16 protein-coding genes are annotated in these 19,823 nt (G+C 30.1%); all 16 read right to left on the bottom strand.

What is annotated here, in order from left to right; all coding sequences use genetic code 11:
• Position 1: 1 nt before the first annotated feature.
• Complete coding sequence (locus ACYUEX_RS01615; protein WP_460286274.1) at positions 2-418, bottom strand: MaoC family dehydratase; 417 nt, start codon at positions 416-418, stop codon at positions 2-4.
• 55 nt (positions 419-473) lie between these two features.
• Positions 474-1,655: an acetyl-CoA C-acetyltransferase gene (locus ACYUEX_RS01610; RefSeq protein WP_460286273.1), complete on the bottom strand. Its 1,182-nt coding sequence runs from the start codon at positions 1,653-1,655 to the stop codon at positions 474-476.
• An 11-nt stretch (positions 1,656-1,666) separates the two neighbouring features.
• Positions 1,667-2,389, bottom strand: a complete 723-nt coding sequence (locus tag ACYUEX_RS01605) for a beta-ketoacyl-ACP reductase (RefSeq protein WP_460286272.1) — start codon at positions 2,387-2,389, stop codon at positions 1,667-1,669.
• Between the two features lie 104 nt (positions 2,390-2,493).
• Complete coding sequence (locus ACYUEX_RS01600) at positions 2,494-3,069, bottom strand: TetR/AcrR family transcriptional regulator (protein WP_460286271.1); 576 nt, start codon at positions 3,067-3,069, stop codon at positions 2,494-2,496.
• A 66-nt stretch (positions 3,070-3,135) separates the two neighbouring features.
• Positions 3,136-3,951 (bottom strand): alpha/beta fold hydrolase, encoded by an 816-nt coding sequence (locus ACYUEX_RS01595; protein WP_460286270.1) that lies wholly within the window; start codon positions 3,949-3,951, stop codon positions 3,136-3,138.
• Positions 3,952-3,975: 24 nt separating this feature from the next.
• A complete protein-coding gene (locus ACYUEX_RS01590; RefSeq protein ID WP_460286269.1) occupies positions 3,976-5,310 on the bottom strand; it encodes an acetyl-CoA hydrolase/transferase family protein in 1,335 nt (444 codons plus the stop codon).
• Between the two features lie 68 nt (positions 5,311-5,378).
• Positions 5,379-6,593 (bottom strand): ABC transporter substrate-binding protein, encoded by a 1,215-nt coding sequence (locus ACYUEX_RS01585; protein WP_460286268.1) that lies wholly within the window; start codon positions 6,591-6,593, stop codon positions 5,379-5,381.
• Between the two features lie 67 nt (positions 6,594-6,660).
• Positions 6,661-7,380 (bottom strand): ABC transporter ATP-binding protein, encoded by a 720-nt coding sequence (locus tag ACYUEX_RS01580; RefSeq protein ID WP_460286267.1) that lies wholly within the window; start codon positions 7,378-7,380, stop codon positions 6,661-6,663.
• A 1-nt stretch (position 7,381) separates the two neighbouring features.
• Positions 7,382-8,170 (bottom strand): ABC transporter ATP-binding protein, encoded by a 789-nt coding sequence (locus ACYUEX_RS01575; protein ID WP_411169940.1) that lies wholly within the window; start codon positions 8,168-8,170, stop codon positions 7,382-7,384.
• Positions 8,148-9,158 carry a branched-chain amino acid ABC transporter permease gene (locus ACYUEX_RS01570; protein WP_460286266.1) on the bottom strand — a complete coding sequence of 337 codons (1,011 nt, stop codon included), beginning with the start codon at positions 9,156-9,158 and terminating at the stop codon, positions 8,148-8,150. Before ACYUEX_RS01570 ends, ACYUEX_RS01575 begins: the two co-directional genes overlap by 23 nt.
• Before the next feature lie 13 nt (positions 9,159-9,171).
• Positions 9,172-10,047 carry a branched-chain amino acid ABC transporter permease gene (locus tag ACYUEX_RS01565; RefSeq protein ID WP_411169938.1) on the bottom strand — a complete coding sequence of 292 codons (876 nt, stop codon included), beginning with the start codon at positions 10,045-10,047 and terminating at the stop codon, positions 9,172-9,174.
• 3 nt (positions 10,048-10,050) lie between these two features.
• Complete coding sequence (locus ACYUEX_RS01560) at positions 10,051-11,070, bottom strand: 3-oxoacyl-ACP synthase (RefSeq protein WP_460286265.1); 1,020 nt, start codon at positions 11,068-11,070, stop codon at positions 10,051-10,053.
• Positions 11,071-11,338: 268 nt separating this feature from the next.
• A complete protein-coding gene (phaZ, locus tag ACYUEX_RS01555) occupies positions 11,339-12,226 on the bottom strand; it encodes an intracellular short-chain-length polyhydroxyalkanoate depolymerase (protein WP_460286264.1) in 888 nt (295 codons plus the stop codon).
• 179 nt (positions 12,227-12,405) lie between these two features.
• Positions 12,406-13,446 (bottom strand): nucleoid-associated protein, encoded by a 1,041-nt coding sequence (locus tag ACYUEX_RS01550; RefSeq protein WP_411169935.1) that lies wholly within the window; start codon positions 13,444-13,446, stop codon positions 12,406-12,408.
• 87 nt (positions 13,447-13,533) lie between these two features.
• Entirely contained in the window at positions 13,534-14,193 is a 660-nt protein-coding gene (locus ACYUEX_RS01545; RefSeq protein ID WP_460286263.1) for an HAD family hydrolase, read from the bottom strand.
• Between the two features lie 187 nt (positions 14,194-14,380).
• Complete coding sequence (gene pbp4b / locus ACYUEX_RS01540; protein WP_460286262.1) at positions 14,381-19,603, bottom strand: penicillin binding protein PBP4B; 5,223 nt, start codon at positions 19,601-19,603, stop codon at positions 14,381-14,383.
• Between the last annotated feature and the right edge of the window lie 220 nt (positions 19,604-19,823).

Here is a 19,823-nt window from a genome sequence, read left to right as displayed (position 1 = left end):
TTTATCTAGGTGGCATTACTACTGCCTTTCCCTTTACAACAACGTCTCCTTTTTGATTAGTACAAATAGTTTCTAATGTTATTCTATTTTTATCTTCTAACTTCTCTATAACTTCTACAGTAGCTGTTATTGTATCTCCAAATCTTACTGGTGCAGTAAATTTTAACTCTTGTGATAAATATATTGTTCCTGGTCCTGGTAATTGCATACCTAAAACAGTAGATATATATCCAGCTGATAACATTCCATGAGCTATTCTTCCTTTAAACATAGTATCCTTAGAATATTCCTCATTAAAATGTGCTGGATTTAAATCACCGCTTACTCCACCAAATAAAACAACGTCAGCTTCCGATATAGTTCTACTGTAGCTTGATTTATCCCCTATACTTATTTCGTTTATAGTTCTTCCCTTCATAATATCCTCTCTCCCTTTTATTCTTTTTATTATTTTTATTCTTTTTATTCCTTTATTATTCTCTTTCAACTAATACTGCTGTTCCCATTCCTCCACCTATACAAAGTGTAGCTAATCCTTTTTTAGAATCTCTTCTCTTCATTTCGTGAAGTAATGTAACAACTATTCTAGCTCCTGAACATCCAATAGGATGACCTAAAGCAATTGCTCCACCATTTACATTTACCTTTTCTGTATCTAATCCTAAATCCTTAACAACTGAAATTGATTGAGCTGCAAAAGCTTCATTTGCTTCTATTAAATCTAAGTCTTCCACAGTCCAATTTGCTTTCTTCAAAGCATTTCTTGTCGCTGGTACAGGTCCATAACCCATTATTGCTGGGTCAACACCTGCTGAACCATAACCTTTAATTGTCGCTAATTGTTTCAATCCTAAACTATCAGCTTTTTCTTTGCTCATTACTACAAGCATAGCTGCACCATCATTAATTCCAGATGCGTTTCCTGCTGTTACAGTACCATCTTTTTTAAAGGCTGGTCTTAAGCTGTTTAACTTGTCTAAATTCATTCCTGCTTTTATATACTCATCCTTATCAAATATAATAGGATTTCCTTTTCTTTGAGGAATTTCAACTGCTATTATTTCTTCGTCAAATTTGCCTAGTCTTTGAGCTTCCTCTGCTTTATTTTGACTCTTTACTGCAAATTCATCTTGCTCTTCTCTTGATATATTCCAATTTTCTGCTATATTTTCTGCAGTAATTCCCATATGATATTTGTTAAAAGCATCAGTTAAACCATCTTCTATCATACTGTCTATAAGCCTTCCGTCTCCCATTCTTTGTCCAAATCTAGCTGAATTAAGAATGTATGGCGCATTACTCATGCTTTCTGTTCCACCACATAAAATTACATCAGCATCTCCAAGCATTATTTCTTGAGCTGCTAAAGTAATAGCCCTTAGTCCTGATCCACACAATTTGTTTAATGTCATACTTGGAACCTCTACTGGTACCCCTGCTTTTACTGCTATTTGTCTAGATACATTTTGACCAAGTCCGCTACTTAAAACATTTCCTATTAAAACTTCATTTATATCTTCTGGCTTTATTCCAGCTCTTTTAATAGCTTCTTTTGCTGCAATTACTCCTAAATCCACTGCTGTAAATTTTGATAAACTTCCTCCAAAGCTTCCTACAGGAGTTCTCACTGCTGATAAAATAACTACATCTCTCATTTAAATTCCTCCTATAATCTTATTCCACCATTTACTGATAAGTTATGCCCTGTTACATATGAAGATTCATCACTAGCTAAGAATAAAACAGCATTTGCAATTTCTTCAGCTTCTCCTAGTCTTCCAAGCATTGTTTTAGATCTAATATTTTCTAATACTTTCTCTGGAACAGTTTTCATCATATCTGTATTTATATATCCTGGTGCAACTGAGTTTACTCTTACGTTAGCGCCTTTTCTTGCAAACTCCTTAGCCCATGTTTTTGTCATACCTATCACACCAGCCTTTGTAGCTGCATAATTAGTTTGTCCAACATTTCCAAATTCACCTACAACTGATGCTATATTAATAATTGAACCTTTACCAGTTTCCATCATATGAGGTCCTATAAGTTGTGCAATATTAAATAATCCTTTTAAGTTAACATCTATAACTAAATCCCACATTTCCTCTGTCATTTTTTGTATTAATGCATCTCTTGTTATTCCAGCATTATTTACTAAAATATCAACCTTACCGAATCTTTCTATTACTGAATTAAAGAATATTTTTATACCTTCTCTATCAGTAACGTTTACTTCATATCCGTGTATATTCTCTACTTCATAAGGTAGCTTATTCATATCAACAGCTATTACAGTAGCTCCTTCTCTTGCAAAAGTTTCAGCTATTGCTCTTCCTATTCCTTGTGATGCTCCTGTAACCATAGCAACTTTATTTTCTAATCTTAACATTTTAACTCCTCCTAAAATCATTCTACGTAAGCACTTACTTACATAATGTTTTAAAAAAATTAATCTTTCCCTATCGAATAAGATTAATTATTTTTAATATTTTATTAAATCTTGTATAAAGACACAAATTGTCTTGTATGTTCCTTAACTAAATCTTCCCATGATATTTCTGTTATTGTATCATCGCTTAATAATTCAACTGTAAATGCTCCTAAAAGGCTATTTATAAGGGTAATAGCCATTATTTCTGGCTCTCCTTTTATTACATCTTCTTCATTTAACTTTTCAAAATAATCTTTGAGAACACTTATTAACTTTCTTGAAAGCTTAAGTTTAATAAATTCTTTCTCATTGTCTGCTAACTTCATTTGAACCTTATAAAGCTTTGTATTTTGAATAAATAGATTATAAATTCTATTTGAAATCATCAACATAGCATCTTCAAAAGTCAATTCCTCTGTATCATTTAATATATAGTCAACATGTGAGTCAATTACATAGTGTTCTGTAGTTACTTGAAATAAATTGCTTTTAGATCCAAAATGTCTAAAAATAGTCAATTCATTAACACTAGCTTCCTCTGCAATCTGCTTTGTAGTTGTAGAGTAATATCCTTGTTCAGAAAATAATTTTAAAGCTACTTTCATTATCTTTTCACTTGTTTCATTGTTATATCTCATTATTTTTTCTCCTTTTTTTAGCAGTTTCAGAGTAAGTGATTCCTTACATTTATCTCTATTAATATATTATACTATTTTTATTTCTTTCTCAATAGCAAGAAATCCTGTTAATATATTAATAAATTCATTAGGCTTTTCATACATAGATGCATGACCACAATTTCTAATTAATACATATTTAGCTAAAGAAATATTATCACAAATGTATTCTTGATCAGGTATTGGTGTTATAAAATCAAACTCACTACTAACAACTAAGGTGTTAGCCTTTATTTCATTTAATCGCTCTCTAACATCATATCCCTCTGCACTCTCTATAAGCCTTACCATTCCATTTAAAAAGTCTTCTTTAAATACCCCATATAGAAGCTCTCTTCTTTTATTCATCCAATCTATATTTTTTGTATAAAATATTGGTGAATATACAATAGGTATAGTTATATTATAAAAAATTTCTGGATCCTTTGTAAGTGCTGCTTTAAGCCATCCTCTTCCAATATCATGTAACCATGGGTTAGTATAACTTGTAGTGTTAAATAGCATAAGCTTATTTACTAAATTATTATATTTTAATGCAAATTGTAATGCTACTTCCCCACCATAAGAAATCCCAAATATGTTCACTTCCCCTAGACCCAATTCATCTATTACAGTCTTAACCACTTCAACCTGTAAATCTTGCTTATAGCTTTTATCCATTTTATCTGACTTACCTTGATCAAAAAAATCTAAAAGTATAACTTTATTATCTTTTGTTAATTGAGGTAAGAATGCTGACCAACTCATATGTGACATCATAATCCCATTAAGAATTATAAGTGGATTACCTTCACCATGAACTTCATAGTAAATATTCTTATTGTTATATTTTATAAATGGCATATTTGCTCCTCCATTAACTTTATATTAATAAATTAAGCCCATTTCTTTTGCCTTATTTAAAAGTTCTTCTCTAAATTTGGGATGTGAAATTTCAATTAGCCTATTAACTCTTTCACTAATAGTCGTTCCTCTTAACTCTGCAATACCATATTCAGTAACAACTAAGTCAACGTCATTCCTTGATAAACTTACTGCTGCTCCTGGTTTTAAGAACGGAACTATCTTTGATATCTCTTCCCTTTCCCCTGTTTCTTTATTTTTAACCATTGCTGTTGAATATAAAGCTATAAAAGAACGTCCATTCTTAGATCTTTGTGCTCCTATAGCTGTATCAGCTTGTCCACCTGTTCCGCTAAATTGAACTGCTCCTATTGATTCCGATGCACATTGTCCAGTTAAATCTATTTCTATTGTTGTATTTATAGAAACTTGATTATCATTTAATCCTATTGTATATGGATCATTAGTCCAATACCCATCCATTATTAGTACAGATGGATTATCATTTATAAAATCATAAAGTTCTTTAGTTCCAAGAGCAAATGCTGCTATATGTTTTCCTTTATATATATTTTTATTTTTTCCTGTAACTACCCCAGCTCTTATAAGCTTCATCATCCCAGTTGTAAACATCTCTGTGTGAATTCCTAAATCTTTTTTATCCATTAATGATGCCGCTACTGCATTAGGTATTCCTCCTATTCCTAGTTGAATACAATCTCCATCATTAATTCTATCAGCTATAAATTTTCCTATTTTTAAATCTTTTTCATTTGGCTCTACCTCTAGAAGCTCTGGTACTTCATAATCAGTTTTTATCATATAATCTATATCATTTACATGAACTTCTACATCTCCAAAAGTCCTTGGATAATTCTCATTTATTTCTAGTATTACTAGGTCAGCAGCCTCCAGCATTCTTTTCTCATACACATTGCTTAAAGATAAAGAAACATATCCATGTTTATCTGGCAAAGTTGCAGTTCCCATATATATATTAGGCTCTTTATGAGCTAATCTTTTTACTGCTGCTAAGTGTAAATGGTTTGGTATAAATGAAATATTTCCATTTTTATGAGCTTTTCTCATTGCAGCTGTATAAAACCATCCATCCATTCTAAAGGAATCTTTATATTGTGGATTAAAAAAATACTCTGCCATTTCCATCGGTAAACATGTAGTAACTGTAACATCTTCTACTTTATCACTTATAGTATGAAGATTTCTTAATATTTCTCTTGGCTCTGCAGCTGCAAGACCTGAAACAATTATATCACCTGTTTTTATCTTTGTTAAAGCCTCTTCAACTGTTATATATTTATCTTCAATTACGTCTTTTGATTTAATTGTTTGTAACATATTAAACCCTCCCATAAGTTTTGTAAACTATCAGCCAAATCAGCTTGGCTGATAGTTATAAATTCTTATTATTTTCCTAATATATCATTTATGCTCTTAAATCCAACATATGGTGCCCAACCTGTTGGACTTGTTAAATCCATCTTTGCTAGAGACATTTCTTGTGTACCAAGTCTCTTACCACCTGAAAAATCTATTGATCCTCCAAATGGATTCTTTATAGGTTCTTTTTCCATAGCTTTTATATAATTTTCCCAAGTTAGTTCACCTTCGACTTTTTCTAAACCTCTTACAAAGAAATCAGCTGCTATCCATCCAGTCATTGCATATGCATTTCCTGAAAAATCTTGAGTTGAAGTCTCCTTAACCCATTTTTGGAACTCAGCCATAGCTGGTGTAGTTACATCAACCCAAGCATTTCCATAAATATCAAACTTACCTGCTACGTCTGCTTTTACAGCCTCAACCATAGTTTTATCTACGTTTACATAAGTAGTTATAGCTGGTTTAGTGTTTCCTTGCTTTGCAAGCTCCTTAGCTATTTGTGGGAATGTACCTTGAATACCAGCAATTATTACAGTATCTACATTTGCATTCTTTATTTTTGTTACTGCTGATGATACATCTTCAGCACCTGGAGCTACTTGCTCACTTATAACTTCAATTCCACCCATATTCTTAGCTTCTGTCTCAACACCCTTAACTAAATCTTTACCAGCATCATCATTAGTGTATATTACACCTATTTTATCTGCTTTAAATTCACCCTTTGCCCAAGCAGCCATTATACGGCCTTCCATTGGATATACAGGTTGTACTGGGAATATATTATCTCCTTGTCCCTTTGTAGCATTTTCGTTATATAATATACCTGTTCCTGTTGCAAAGTAAACTGATGGAATACCTATTTCTTTAAGGTCATCTAATGTTGCTCCTACAACTGGAGTTCCAAAATGTCCAACTATAGAGAATACTTTCTCATCATTTACAAGCTTATCTAATATAGCTTTACCTTTTTCTGGATTAAATTCATCATCTTGATGCACATACTCTATTTTTCTTCCCTTAACTCCCCCACCTTCATTTACCATTTTAAAGTAAGCTTCTATACCTGCTTTAAATGGCACTCCTACTGGAGCAAAAGCACCTGAAGTTGCTATACTATTTCCTACCTTTATCGATGTTTCAGTAACACCTTGCGCTGCCTCTTCTTTTTTACCACAACCAGCAAAAGCCATCGTTAGTGTAAGTGAAGCTAAAAGTAATGCAATTTTTTTTCTCATAAAAATTCCCTCCACATATTTTATTTAAATATATTTTACTTATATTAAGGATTTCTCCCTAAAAACTTTATTCCCCTCCAAGATATGCTTCCAATAACCTCTTATCTTGGATTAATTCACTAGCCTTACCTTTCATACTTATCTCTCCAACTTCTAGTACATATGCATAATCTGCTATCTTTAAAGTTTGAAGAGCATTTTGTTCTATTATTAGAACTGTTGTTCCTTCTGAATTTATTTCCTTTACAATTTCAAATATATTTTTTACTATAAGAGGTGCTAACCCTAAAGATGGCTCATCTAGAAGCAATACCTTTGGACTTGCCATTAAAGCTCTTGCAATTGCAAGCATTTGTTGCTCTCCTCCACTTAATGTTCCTGCTAATTGTTTTTTTCTTTCTTGTAATATTGGGAAATATTTATAAACTCTATCAAAATTTTTAGCTATTTCCTTCTTACTCTTTACTGTAAAGGCTCCTATTCTTAAATTTTCTTCAACTGTTATATCAGGGAAAATTTGTCTTCCTTCTGGCGATTGGACCATTCTTAATGATGTTATTTTTTCTGGAGATAGCTTAGTTATATCTTTTCCATAAAAATTTATACTTCCACTTTCAGAACTAACAATTCCTGATAAAGTTTTTAAAGTAGTAGTTTTACCTGCTCCATTTGCTCCGAGTAAAGCAACTATTTTTCCTTCTGGAACTTCTATATCTATTCCCTTAAGTGCCTTTATACTTCCATAAGAAACAGTAAGATTATTTATCTTTAATGCTAAATTTTCCATCTTACTCATCCTTTCCTAAATAAGCTTCTTGTACATCTTTATTAGACTGTATTTCTTTTGGAGTTCCCTCTGCTAGTTTTTTCCCAAAAGATATTGCACATATACGATCACAAATATCCATAACTAATCTCATATCATGCTCAACTAATAAAATGTTACACTTATACTCATCTCTTATATCTTTAATCAATTTTGCTAATTCTAATGTTTCAGTATCATTTAATCCAGCTGCTGGCTCATCTAAAATTATTAATTTTGGATTACTCATAAGAGTTCTTCCAAGCTCTATCTTTTTTAATATTCCATAAGGTTGTCCACCAGCAAGTTCATTTTTTTTGCTTTCTATTCCTAAAAAATTCAAAATCTTTTCTGCCTTTTCTATATTTTCTTTTTCTTCCCTTTTAGATTTTCTAGTTCTAAGAGCATTTGAAAATAATCCTGATTTATATGAAATATGTGCACCTATAAGTAAGTTTTCAAGTAGGCTTAAGTCTTGAATTAATTCAACATTTTGAAAGGTTCTAACTAATCCAAGCCTAATAATGTCATGTGTATTTTTTTCTACTAAATTTACATCCTCATTTTTTATTGATTTAAATATAACCTTTCCATTATTAGGTTTATAAAATTGTGTTATACAGTTAAATACTGTTGTTTTACCAGCTCCATTTGGACCAATTAATCCATATATTTCTCCTTCATTAATATGAAAGCTTAAGTCATCAACGGCTTTTAATCCTCCGAAAGCTATAGATAAGTTTTCAACCTTAAGTGTTTGCGTTAAGCTCATTTACTTTCACCTTCTTCTTATTAATATATTTTTTAATATCTTTTCCTATATAGATTAATCCATTTGGATAGAACAGTATTACAACTATTATCAGTATTCCAGTAAATATATAAGCTAGTCCATCTATGCTACCTATTACAGGTAATTGCTTTAGTATTAATTCTGGAATTCCGAAAACTATTATCGATCCTATTATAGGTCCACTTATAGTTCTTACTCCTCCAATAACTATTACAGCTAGTATTTGTAAGGATAAAAGTAAGTTCCATGTAGCAGGATAAGAGAATCTTATAAAGTGAACATATAACACTCCACCTAATGAAGCATAAACTGTTGCTATTGCAAATGCTGTAAGCTTATACTTTAAAAGGTTAATTCCCATTGCTTGTGCCGCTGCTTCACTAACTCTCATAGTTAAAAGAGCTCTTCCTGTTGCTGAATGTATAAAGTTATCTGTAAGTATCATAACTATAACTAGCAACACTACAATTAATATAAAAGTGGTATCTCTATCTAATGTTATTCCAAAAAGGTTTGGATATCCTGCCCTTTTACCTGAAAATCCACCTGTTATATTGTCAAATTCAATAAATATCTTTTTAAATATTTCTGATACCGCTAATGTTGCTATAGCTAGATACATTCCAGAAATTCTTAAAGATACAAGTCCTATTAAAAGACCTATTAAAAGTGGAACCACTATAGATATTATTAGAGATACTATAAAAGGAAGCTTCAAATCATCAGTTAGATATGCTGATAAATATGCTCCAAGTCCCATAAACCCTGCAGTACCTAACGATATTAATCCTGAATATCCTAAAAGAACATTAAGTCCTATAGCTACTATTGCATAAAACAGTATTGTTCCAAATATAGTTACAGTTGAACTTTTTATAATTCCCATTTGTTGAAGTAATGGCAATAAAGCTAATACAACTCCAAATAAAATATATTTGATATATCTATTTTCTAAGAGTTTCTTCATTTCTTTGTTCCTCCTATACCTTCTTTATTATTTTCTTTCCTATTATTCCGTTTGGTCTTAAAACTATGAATAATAAGATTAATGTAAATAGTATAGGTTCACCCCAAGTTGATGAAACATAATATATTAATACATTTCTTCCAAGTCCAATTATATAAGCTCCTATTACAGGCCCATAGAAAGTTTGGAATCCACCTAATACACAAGCTATAAGTGCATTAGTTTGAACATTATCCATCATAGAAACATTTACTGTAATTGCTGGTGCAAGCATTAGTGCTGCTAAAGTTCCTAAAGCTGCTGCTATTGCCCAAGCACCCATTGTTACTAATGATGTTGGAACCCCCATAAGTCTTGCTGTTTGCTCATTTGATGCTGTTACTCTTACTGCTAGTCCCCATTTTGTATTTTGTAAGAAATAGAATAGTACACCCATTATTACTAATCCAACTATTATATTTAATAAAGCATTATAAGAAATTGATGCTCCAAATATATCTATAGCTCCACTTTCTATAAACTTTGGAAAATTCAAAGGTGTTGAACCAAATATCATAGGTGCTACTCCTAAGAAAAGCATTATTACTCCAAAAGTTATGATTTGCTTTGCTACTGGTGATGTTTTTTTAGCTTTTCTTATAATTACTACATCTACTAATACCCCTGATACAAAAGCTGCTATCATACCAACTATTGCAGCTGCCCATGTTGGTAATCCAAAATGTATAAAAGCAAATGTTGCAACAAAAGCATTAAACATACCTATGGAGCCTTGAGCAAAGTTAGTAGTTCTACTTGTTCTAAAAATTATTATTATACCTAATGCTGCTAAGGCATATACACTTCCAGTTTCTAAACTACTAAATAATATTTGAAAAAATGTATCCATGCTTTAACACTCTCCCCATTTTATTACATTGGCAGACCATACATATCCTATACCAGCAGCTATCATTAAAACTACTGATCCATCTTTTACCTTTCCTTCTTCTATTCCAAGCTTTAATGAAAGTATTTGATCTACTTGTCCCATGTGTCCATAATTTGATAGATAAATTGATTGATCTTCTCTTAAACCTAAATCCTTTAGCATTAAATCATGCATTGATTTCTTAAAATGAAGAATCGCACAATAATCTATATCCTCTCTTGTTAAACCTGATTTTTCTAAGGCTTTATCAATGCATTCATACCAATTTGGCATTGAAATAGCATTTAGACCATCTTTCATATGCTTTGCATCCATTAATCTTAAAGACTTGTAACCCTCTTCAACATTATTTGAAGTAAATGGATTGGCTATTCCTCCAATTTCTACTCCAGCATCTCTTGAAAATGTTCCATCTGCTTTTATATGTGATCCTAATACAAGGTTTTTTCCAGCATTTCTCTTTAATATTATAGCTCCACCACCTGCTGATAGGTTGTACATCATAGACATATTTGGATCAGAATAGTCAACAAAATCCCCATTTCTGTATCCACCAACTACCATCACTGTATTTATATCTTCGTCTGCAACAAGAATATCCTTAGCTATTTTTAAAGCAGATACAGTAGTACAACATCTATTTTGAATATCTATTCCCCAAGCATTAACAGCACCTATTTTACCTTGTATATAAAGTGCTGATGTTGTAAGTGGGTATTCCTTCCATTCTTCACCCATACATAAAATTACGTCTATCTCTTCTGGAGTCATATTTGCATCTTTTAATGCGTCTAAAGCTGCTCTAACACCCATTTCTTGAGTCCCATCATTTTCTCCTGGTATAGTTTTTTCAATTATACCTAATTTTTTAATTACAGCATCTTCACTCCAAATACCATTTGTAGCCTCTGAAATTTCCTTTGCTGTCATTTTTGTTTCTGGTATATACAATCCTAATCCTACTATTCCTACATTAATCATATTAATCCCCCATTCCAATAACCTTATAGTATGTAAGTATTTACTTTCATACTAATTGTAAACCTTTTCCGGTTTTCTTGTCAATATAACTTTCCTAATTTTCTAAATATTCTCAATGAAACATTTTTACTACATTCTTTTTGATAATTTGCTAAAATATTCTATAATACTTTCACAACTTACCATTTTGGTTATATATATAACAATCTTTTTCTATAGTTAATAAAGCAGAATGATATTATTATCATTCTGCTTTATTTTTATTTCTTTATATAAATTTATTTATTTCTTTTAGCAAGTTATCCATACAGTCTATCATTGGTGAATGTCCAGAATTATTAAGTATAACTATCTTTGAATTTTTAATGTGCTTATTTGTATCTTCTGCCATATACATAGGTACTACAAAATCTCTATCTCCTTGTAATATTAAAACAGGCGCCTTAACTAGTTTACATCTATCAGTACCTTCATTTACTCCATTACTTTCATTAGTCATATTAAAATGCGCCAGTGAATAATCTACATCTACTAAGTTTCTTTGAGTCATCATATCTTCTAAATACTCATCATATAACTCATCATTAGGTTTGTTATGAGTGTAAATCACCATATTCCAAAGCATTCTATAATATTCCTTATTTCTACTTGCTAGTGCATCTAATACAGGTTTAACCTGTATAGGATCTTCTGCTATTTCTTCCTTAGTTTTTAATAACTCACTTGTAGGATTTCCATCTTTATCTTTTTTATATATAGGATATCCTTTAACCCCTACTGACTCTATTAGCACTACTTTTTCAATCTTATCTGGACAATTAGCTGCTAGCTCTAATGAAACACCTCCACCAGTTGACCATCCAATAGCAGAACATGATTCAATATTCATTATATTTAAAAATTCTTCTATATCTTTAGCAAAATCATTTAATGAATTAATTGGATTTTTATAGCTTGAATCTCCAAAACCCCTCATATCTACCGCAAATATTTTGTACTTATCTTTTATCTCATCAATAAAAATATCCCAATGCTTAGAAGATGACATATTTCCATGAATAAGAAGTAAAGTCTTATTTCCTAGTCCAGCCTCTCTATATGCTATAGTTTCACCACTTGATAAATTCACCTTTTTTAACTCAACAGTATTAACCATAAATAACCCCTCCCACTCCACGCAAGTAATCGCTTACATTTAATAACTCTATTTTATTATATTACTTTAGAACTTACAATAGTAAATTTATATATTTGCTAAAAATACTATATCTTGGTAAATTATAAGGCTATATAATAATTTAAATCATTATATAGCCTTTATTCTTAAATATAGTTTTACTTTTCTAAATAATTTATAACATGCTTTATTATCATATTTATACTTCCATCACCATTTCGTTGTATCTCGAACCTACTAGCATCATTGTATGCTTCTTCATTTATGTATAAGTCTATGTCTTTATCAATTTTTAATCTTACCCTTTTTAACTTTTTTTCAACCCATTGCTTATCTATGGATACCTCATCCTCTAATCCATGACTTTTAATAAAATTAGAAAAATCATTTTTTATTTGTGGCTCTTCTTTAAATAACTCATGAGAAATTTCATCTATATTTATTGTATCTTCTTCTTTCAATTTTGCTTTAACAGTGGTTCTTATTCTCTCAGCCTTATCTGCATCTTCTACTATATTACTTCTAGTCCAGTTTTCTGTAGCCTTTAAAAAAGTTTTAGTCATATCTCTTTCATTATTTACTATTGAACACCCTAAAAAATTGCTTATAAAATAGTTTGCTCCATATGCTTCCTCTTCTTTACTCTTTTTTTGTTTATCTATTACCATAAGATTATATGCTTGATTTTCTCTTATAGGTTTTATAAAGGCTGCCTTTTGTATTCTTTGGCTACTTGCTGGAAGTCCTGCTGATTGTGGTACTATACCTATTCCTATTTTATTCTCTATAAACTCTACTTGATGAGTAAAATTCTTAACATAATCCATCTTAAGTATACCAATCATAGGTCCTTGATCTGTTATTAATGATATTACTATCAAATCACAAGAAGGAATATTAACATTTGCTTTCATTATTATAAATAACTGCCTTGCTAATTCTTGCGATAAATTAATTAAATTATCATCTATTCCATTTAAATAATCTTGAACAAGCTCCTTCACTATATTTCTTTCTGGATTAAAAATAGCATATTTTAGTTCCTCATCCTTAAAACATTTTTCTATATGCCTATGAAGAAATTTATAAATATCTTCATTTAGTTCAAGGCTATACTCATTTAGAATAGGCTCATCTGCATTTGAATCTACTATATGAATAACTGCTTCTTGTATATTTATATCATTTATATATTCCATTATTAATCTTTAGTAGAAGGCTAAATTATAACGCATTCTACTAAACTTCACCACCTTTTCTCTTATGCACATATTATTATCTATAATTTATTTTAAGTTTTCAATTACATTTACTACTTCTTCTAAATTATCTAGCTTTTTGAAGGCTAGCTTTTTTATTTCCTTACTAGGTTCTTTTAAATCAGGTATAATTATTGGAATCATCATAGCTTTGTTTGCTGCAATGGTCCCTGCTTCAGAATCTTCTAAAACAATACATTTACTTGTATGTACATTTAGCTTATTTGCAACAGTTAAAAAAACTTCTGGATCTGGCTTTGATTTTTTAACTTCATCACCACATAATATATAGTCATAATAATCATAAATCTTTGCTTCTTTCAATAATTTATAAGCAACTTCCCTATTAGATGATGTGGCAACAGCTTTTTTAATTCCTTTACTAGTTAAATACTCTAATAACTCTTCTATTCCCTTCTTTTTCTCTACTTCTCCATTTAATATTTTAGACAAATAAATTTTATTTCTTTCTATTATATAATCATCTACATTTATTTTATTTGCAAACTCCTTATTTAAAGTATTTCTAACACTTTCATGATTAGTTCCAAGTAACTTATATAATAAATTTAAATCAAAATTTATGTTAAACTTATTAGCAGCTTCTCTCCATGACTCATAAGAAAGTCTTTCTGTATCAAATATTAATCCATCCATATCAAATATTACTAGTTTTACATTTTCCATTGCAATTTTCCCCCAGTCATTTCTTCATTATATATTTTATAATAAAACTTACTAATTTTTAACCTTTTATTTAATCTATATTTTATTAACAACTTAAATCTATTTATAAAAAAGGATTTATACCTTTTTGAGCTTTAATCTCTAAAAGAATATAAATCCTAATTTTTATTTTAAATTTGTTTTTTATCTATTGTTGTACTTTCCTTTTTCTGATTATATATACACCTATTACTATTATTAATATTCCAATACTACCTAATACTATAGGTGAGTTTCCTCCTGTACTTGGTAAATTAGAATTACCTTTGCCAACGTCACTATTATTACCATTATTTTTATTACTGCTATTTGTGTTATTATTATTTGTTGTTGTATCCTCTTGTTCTTTGTTATCATCTTCATTTCCTGAGTTTCCAGAACCATTACCATTAGATGAATCTTTTAATACAAGTGATTCTATTGAATTATTTAAATTATTTGTTGCATTATTTACAACAGCTTGATTATCTATTGATATATTTTTATCTTCCATAATTGTTTTAGCTTCATTTAAAGCTTTATTAAACCTTTCCAAGCTCTCACTTGTGTACTTATTAACATCAATACCTACTGCTTTATCAATTATATTTTTAAGCTCGCTCTTATCAGCTACTTTTATAAGTGCTTCTAAAGCCTTATTTAAATTTTCTACTACAACATTAACTTCTTCTTGAGTAACTTCTTCATTATCTTTTACACTATTTGCTACTTCTAATACTTCTAAAAGACTTGTTTTACTATTTTCAGTATATTTATTTAAATTAACTTTTTCTGCAGATATAATTGTGTTATAAAGACTAGACTTATCTGCCTTTAACTCTAATTTCATCATAGAATTATATAGAGTTTTGTAAGCTTCATATATTTCAAATTCTGATACTTCTTCTAACTCTAAAATAACTTTTGCATTAGCTAAAGCATTTTTAAATTCATCCTGGCCTTTGCTTATATATCTATCTAACTTAATAGCTTCAGCCAGTTTTACTATATCATCAAGAGTGTTTTTATCTCCAATTGGAAGACCTATCTTTCTATATTCTTCTAAAATATTATTATATCCTTGTGCAACTTCTTGTATACTTGAATCCTTATTCTCATATATAGCTAATGCTTCTTTTATAGCTTTATTAAATGAATTCTTAAATTCTTCATCTACGTTATCTAATTTTCCCTCTTTAATCTTAGATCTAGCATCTTCAATTGCTTTATTAAGATTAGTTTTATCTATTTTAACTAATTCATCTTTTGCTAGATTTAATTCATTATAAGCATTAACAAGTTCATCTTTCTTAGCTTCATTTCCCATACTAGATACTTTCACAGCATTTTCATAAGCTTGAACAAACTTATTCCAAGTAGTAGTTTGATAATGAATGTGATCTGCTATATCTTGTCCCTTATCAATTATAACTTTTGAATCTTTAATAGCATTATTTAATTGTTCTATTTCAGCACTATAATTTGGAAGTTCTACTGGTGTACCACCAAGAGCTACGATTCTTTCATTAAATTTAATTATTTGTTGTCTATCATTTTCAATGTCTAATTTAGAAACTGCTTCTTCAGCATAAGCTAAATTTGCAGCAGTTTTTCTTTGCTCTGCTCTTGTAATAACAGTATCAACCTTAGAATAAACAGATTTTAATACAGCTTTACCTAAATAGCTTTTAGAATCATATAGCTTTAAATTTTCAGCTACCATTTGAGCAATATTTGCATCTACTGCATCATCATTGTTATGAATAATAGATTCATAAACAAGTGTTGGTATTGTACCAAGAGTCGCTGTAGTGAATTTATTTCCAATAAAAGTATTTGCATTTATAGTATTATCTATAACTGGTGAGTTAATTTTATTTGTTAATAAAACAACTACTAAATTACTTTCAGGATCTATAACAGTTAAGGTACCCGTCCATCCTTGATGTCCAAAAGTATTACTAGATGATTGTGTACCAAAATACCATAATCTACCGTTATCTCCTTCTCTCCACCAACCTAATCCCCAAACTGGACTAGACGCCTTTCTCTTTGTAAATTCTTCTATAGTATTTTTAGAGAAGAATTTATTATTTCCATATCCACCATCGTTAAGCATAACTTGAGCTAATTTAGCTAAATCTTCAGCATTTGCAAATAATCCTGCATGTCCTGAAACTCCATCCATTGAATAATAAGCTTTTTCATCATGAACTTCGCCTTGAAGTGTATAGTCACGAATATTTTCAAAACTTATAGCTCCATCTCTTGTATTTCCATTAAGTTCAGTTGCTGCTATATTATCCTTTTCAAATCCCTTTTGTAATGGATTATATACTATATTATTTAATCCTAATGGCTTATAGAATGTATTCTCTACATACTCATCTAGAGCCACTCCTGTAACCTTCTCAACAATAAGTCCTAAAAGCATATAATCTACATCAGAATATATAGTCTTTGTTCCTGGTTCGTATTGTAGAGGTGTCTTTAATACCATTTCCAAAGTAGTAGCTTTATCTTGTGAATATAAAGGATTATCTACATTTTTATCAGGCTTTTGAGTTGCTTGATTAAATTTATTATTATGATATTGTGGATCTGCTGGAAATCCCCCCTGATGTTCTAAAAGATTTTGTATAGTAAGATTATCCTTACCCTTTATTGGATCATTAGCTCCATCTGCAAATTTGGGAAAATACTTAATTATCTTATCTGTAATATTTATTCTTCCGTCACTAACAAGCTTTTGAATAGCATAGTTTGTTGCATACATCTTTGTATTTGATGCTAAATCATAAAGAGTTTCAGTTGTAACCTTTGCTGAATCTGTTTTTGGTGTTCCATCTTGGTTATAAGAGTTTACATTACCGTAAGCACTATTTTTAACCATAACACCATCTTTAATAACTGCTAATTGAGCACTTGTGAATCCATACTTAACATCATTATTAATCATAGTATCAATTAAATCTAAGGTACTTTGATTCATTCCGACTGATTCGGTATTGCATTCTATAACCTCTGGATATGGTATTTTTACTGATATACCATTTTTTATAGCAGTATTTTTAGGCTCTATATTTGTAACTTGTATGGTATTTCTTCCATTCTTGGCTACTTGAGAATAATCAACCTCAAAAGTTGTTCCTGAGTTAATAAAAATTTCAGTTGTATCCATTTCAACGCCATTTATAAATATTCTTGCAGATGTAACTCCTTGTGAAGCTTTGATATATACCCTTCCTTGATTTTGATATCCATTGAATGTATATAAGTTATTTACTATTAATGTATCATCAACATATCCTAAGCAATCTGGGAAAGCAATATCTGCTTGCCAATCTGCATTTGGAACTTCTGATAATTTAGATGAAGAAATCTTAGATAAATCCCTTTCTGCTTCATCACCAACTGTTATATTATCTACTCTAGCCTTTAGTTCATTAATAATAGTTTTATTTGTATCTACTTTGTTTATTTCTTCTATTGCAGCATAGGCATACTCAATAGTAGATTGAGCCTTACGTTCTTCTGCTCTTGTTACCATTGTATCAACTACAGAATATGCAGATTTTAAAACTGCTTCTCCTTGATAATTTGAAGGGTTATATAATTTTAATTTTTCTGTTACCATAGTTGCAAGGTTAGCATCTATTGCTTCTTTATTACCATGCTCTATTGATTCATAAACAAGTGTTGGTACTGTACCAAGAGTTGCTGTAGTGAATTTATTTCCAATGAAAGTATTTGCATTTATAGTATTATCGATAACTGGTGAGTTAATTTTATTTGTTAATAAAACAACTACTAAATTACTTTCAGGATCTATAACAGTTAGGGTACCTGTCCATCCTTGATGTCCAAAAGTATTACTAGATGATTGTGTACCGAAATACCATAATCTACCGTTATCTCCTTCTCTCCACCAACCTAATCCCCAAACTGGACTAGAAGCCTTTCTCTTTGTAAATTCTTCTATAGTATTTTTAGAGAAGAACTTACTATTTCCATATCCACCATCGTTAAGCATAACTTGAGCTAATTTAGCTAAATCTTCAGCATTTGCAAATAATCCTGCATGTCCTGAAACTCCATCCATAGAATAATAAGCTTTTTCATCATGAACTTCACCTTGTAGTGTATAGTCACGAATATTTTCAAAACTTATAGCTCCATCTCTTGTATTTCCATTAAGTTCTGTTGCTGCTATATTATCCTTTTCAAATCCTTTTTGTAATGGGTTATATAATATATTATTTAATCCTAATGGCTTATAGAAAGTTTCTTCTACATATTTATCTAAGTCCATTCCAGTTATTTTTTCAACTATGAAACCTAAAAGCATATAGTCAACATCTGAATATACAGTTTTACTACCTGGCTCATATTGAAGTGGTGTCTTTAATATCATTTCTAAAGTGGTAGCCTTATCTTGTGAATATAAAGGATTATCTACATTTTTATCTGGCTTTTGAGTTGCTTGATTAAATTTATTATTATGATATTGTGGATCTGCAGGGAATCCCCCTTGGTGTTCTAATAAATTCTGTATTGTTAAATTAGCTTTTCCTTTTATTGAATCATTAGCTCCATCTACAAAGTTGGGAAAATACTTAGTTATCTTATCTGCAATATTTATTCTTCCGTCACTAACAAGCTTTTGAATAGCATAGTTTGTTGCATACATCTTTGTATTTGATGCTAAATCATAAAGGGTTTCAGTTGTAACCTTTGCTGAATCTGTTTTTGATGTTCCATCTTGGTTATAAGAGTTTATATTACCGTAAGCACTATTTTTAACCATAACACCATCTTTAATAACAGCTACTTGAGCACTTGTAAATCCATATTTAATATCATTATTGATTATAGTATCGATTAAATCTAAAGTATTTTGATTCATTCCAACTGATTCTGCATTACCTTCTATAACTTCAGGGTATGGTATTTTTATATTAACTTTACCTGTCTCAGGTACAAAATTTGTAACTTGTATAGTATTTCTATCGTTTACTGAAACATCTGAAAAATCTATTTCATAAGTTGCTCCATTATTTTTGCAAGCTTCGATAACATCAATTTCTTTACCATTTATAAATACCCTTATGCTTTGCAATCCATCAGTACATGTAATATATAATTTTCCTTGTCCTTTATATCCCTTAAAAGTGTACATATTATTGACTATTAAAGTATCATCTACATAATTTAAGTAATCAGGAAAAGTTATATTAGCTTGTAATCCTGAATCATTAATAGAGCCATCTGACACACTAACATTTCCATAATTAATTTCATTTGCTTTAACTTTTAATGTAGGTGCAGATATCATAGATGACATGAATGTTAAAGCCATAACAATGCTGAATAAATTTTTATTACATTTCAAATTTACCACCTTACCTTCCAATCTATCTCATTTTATGTTATATACTACTTTAATTAATAGTTATCTATATAAATTATGCATTTCTAACATCAGATTCCTTTATAACAAAATAAGTTATGATAAAACCTGCAACTCTTCAGCTTCTTTATAATTAATTTATTCTACCTCCCTTCTCTAAAGCCTTAGTCCAAACTTATATTATATCTGCAATTTGTGACAA

It is taken from the genome of Clostridium sp. CTA-7 (assembly GCF_054768095.1).
This window is presented reverse-complemented; position numbering and strand designations above follow the sequence as displayed.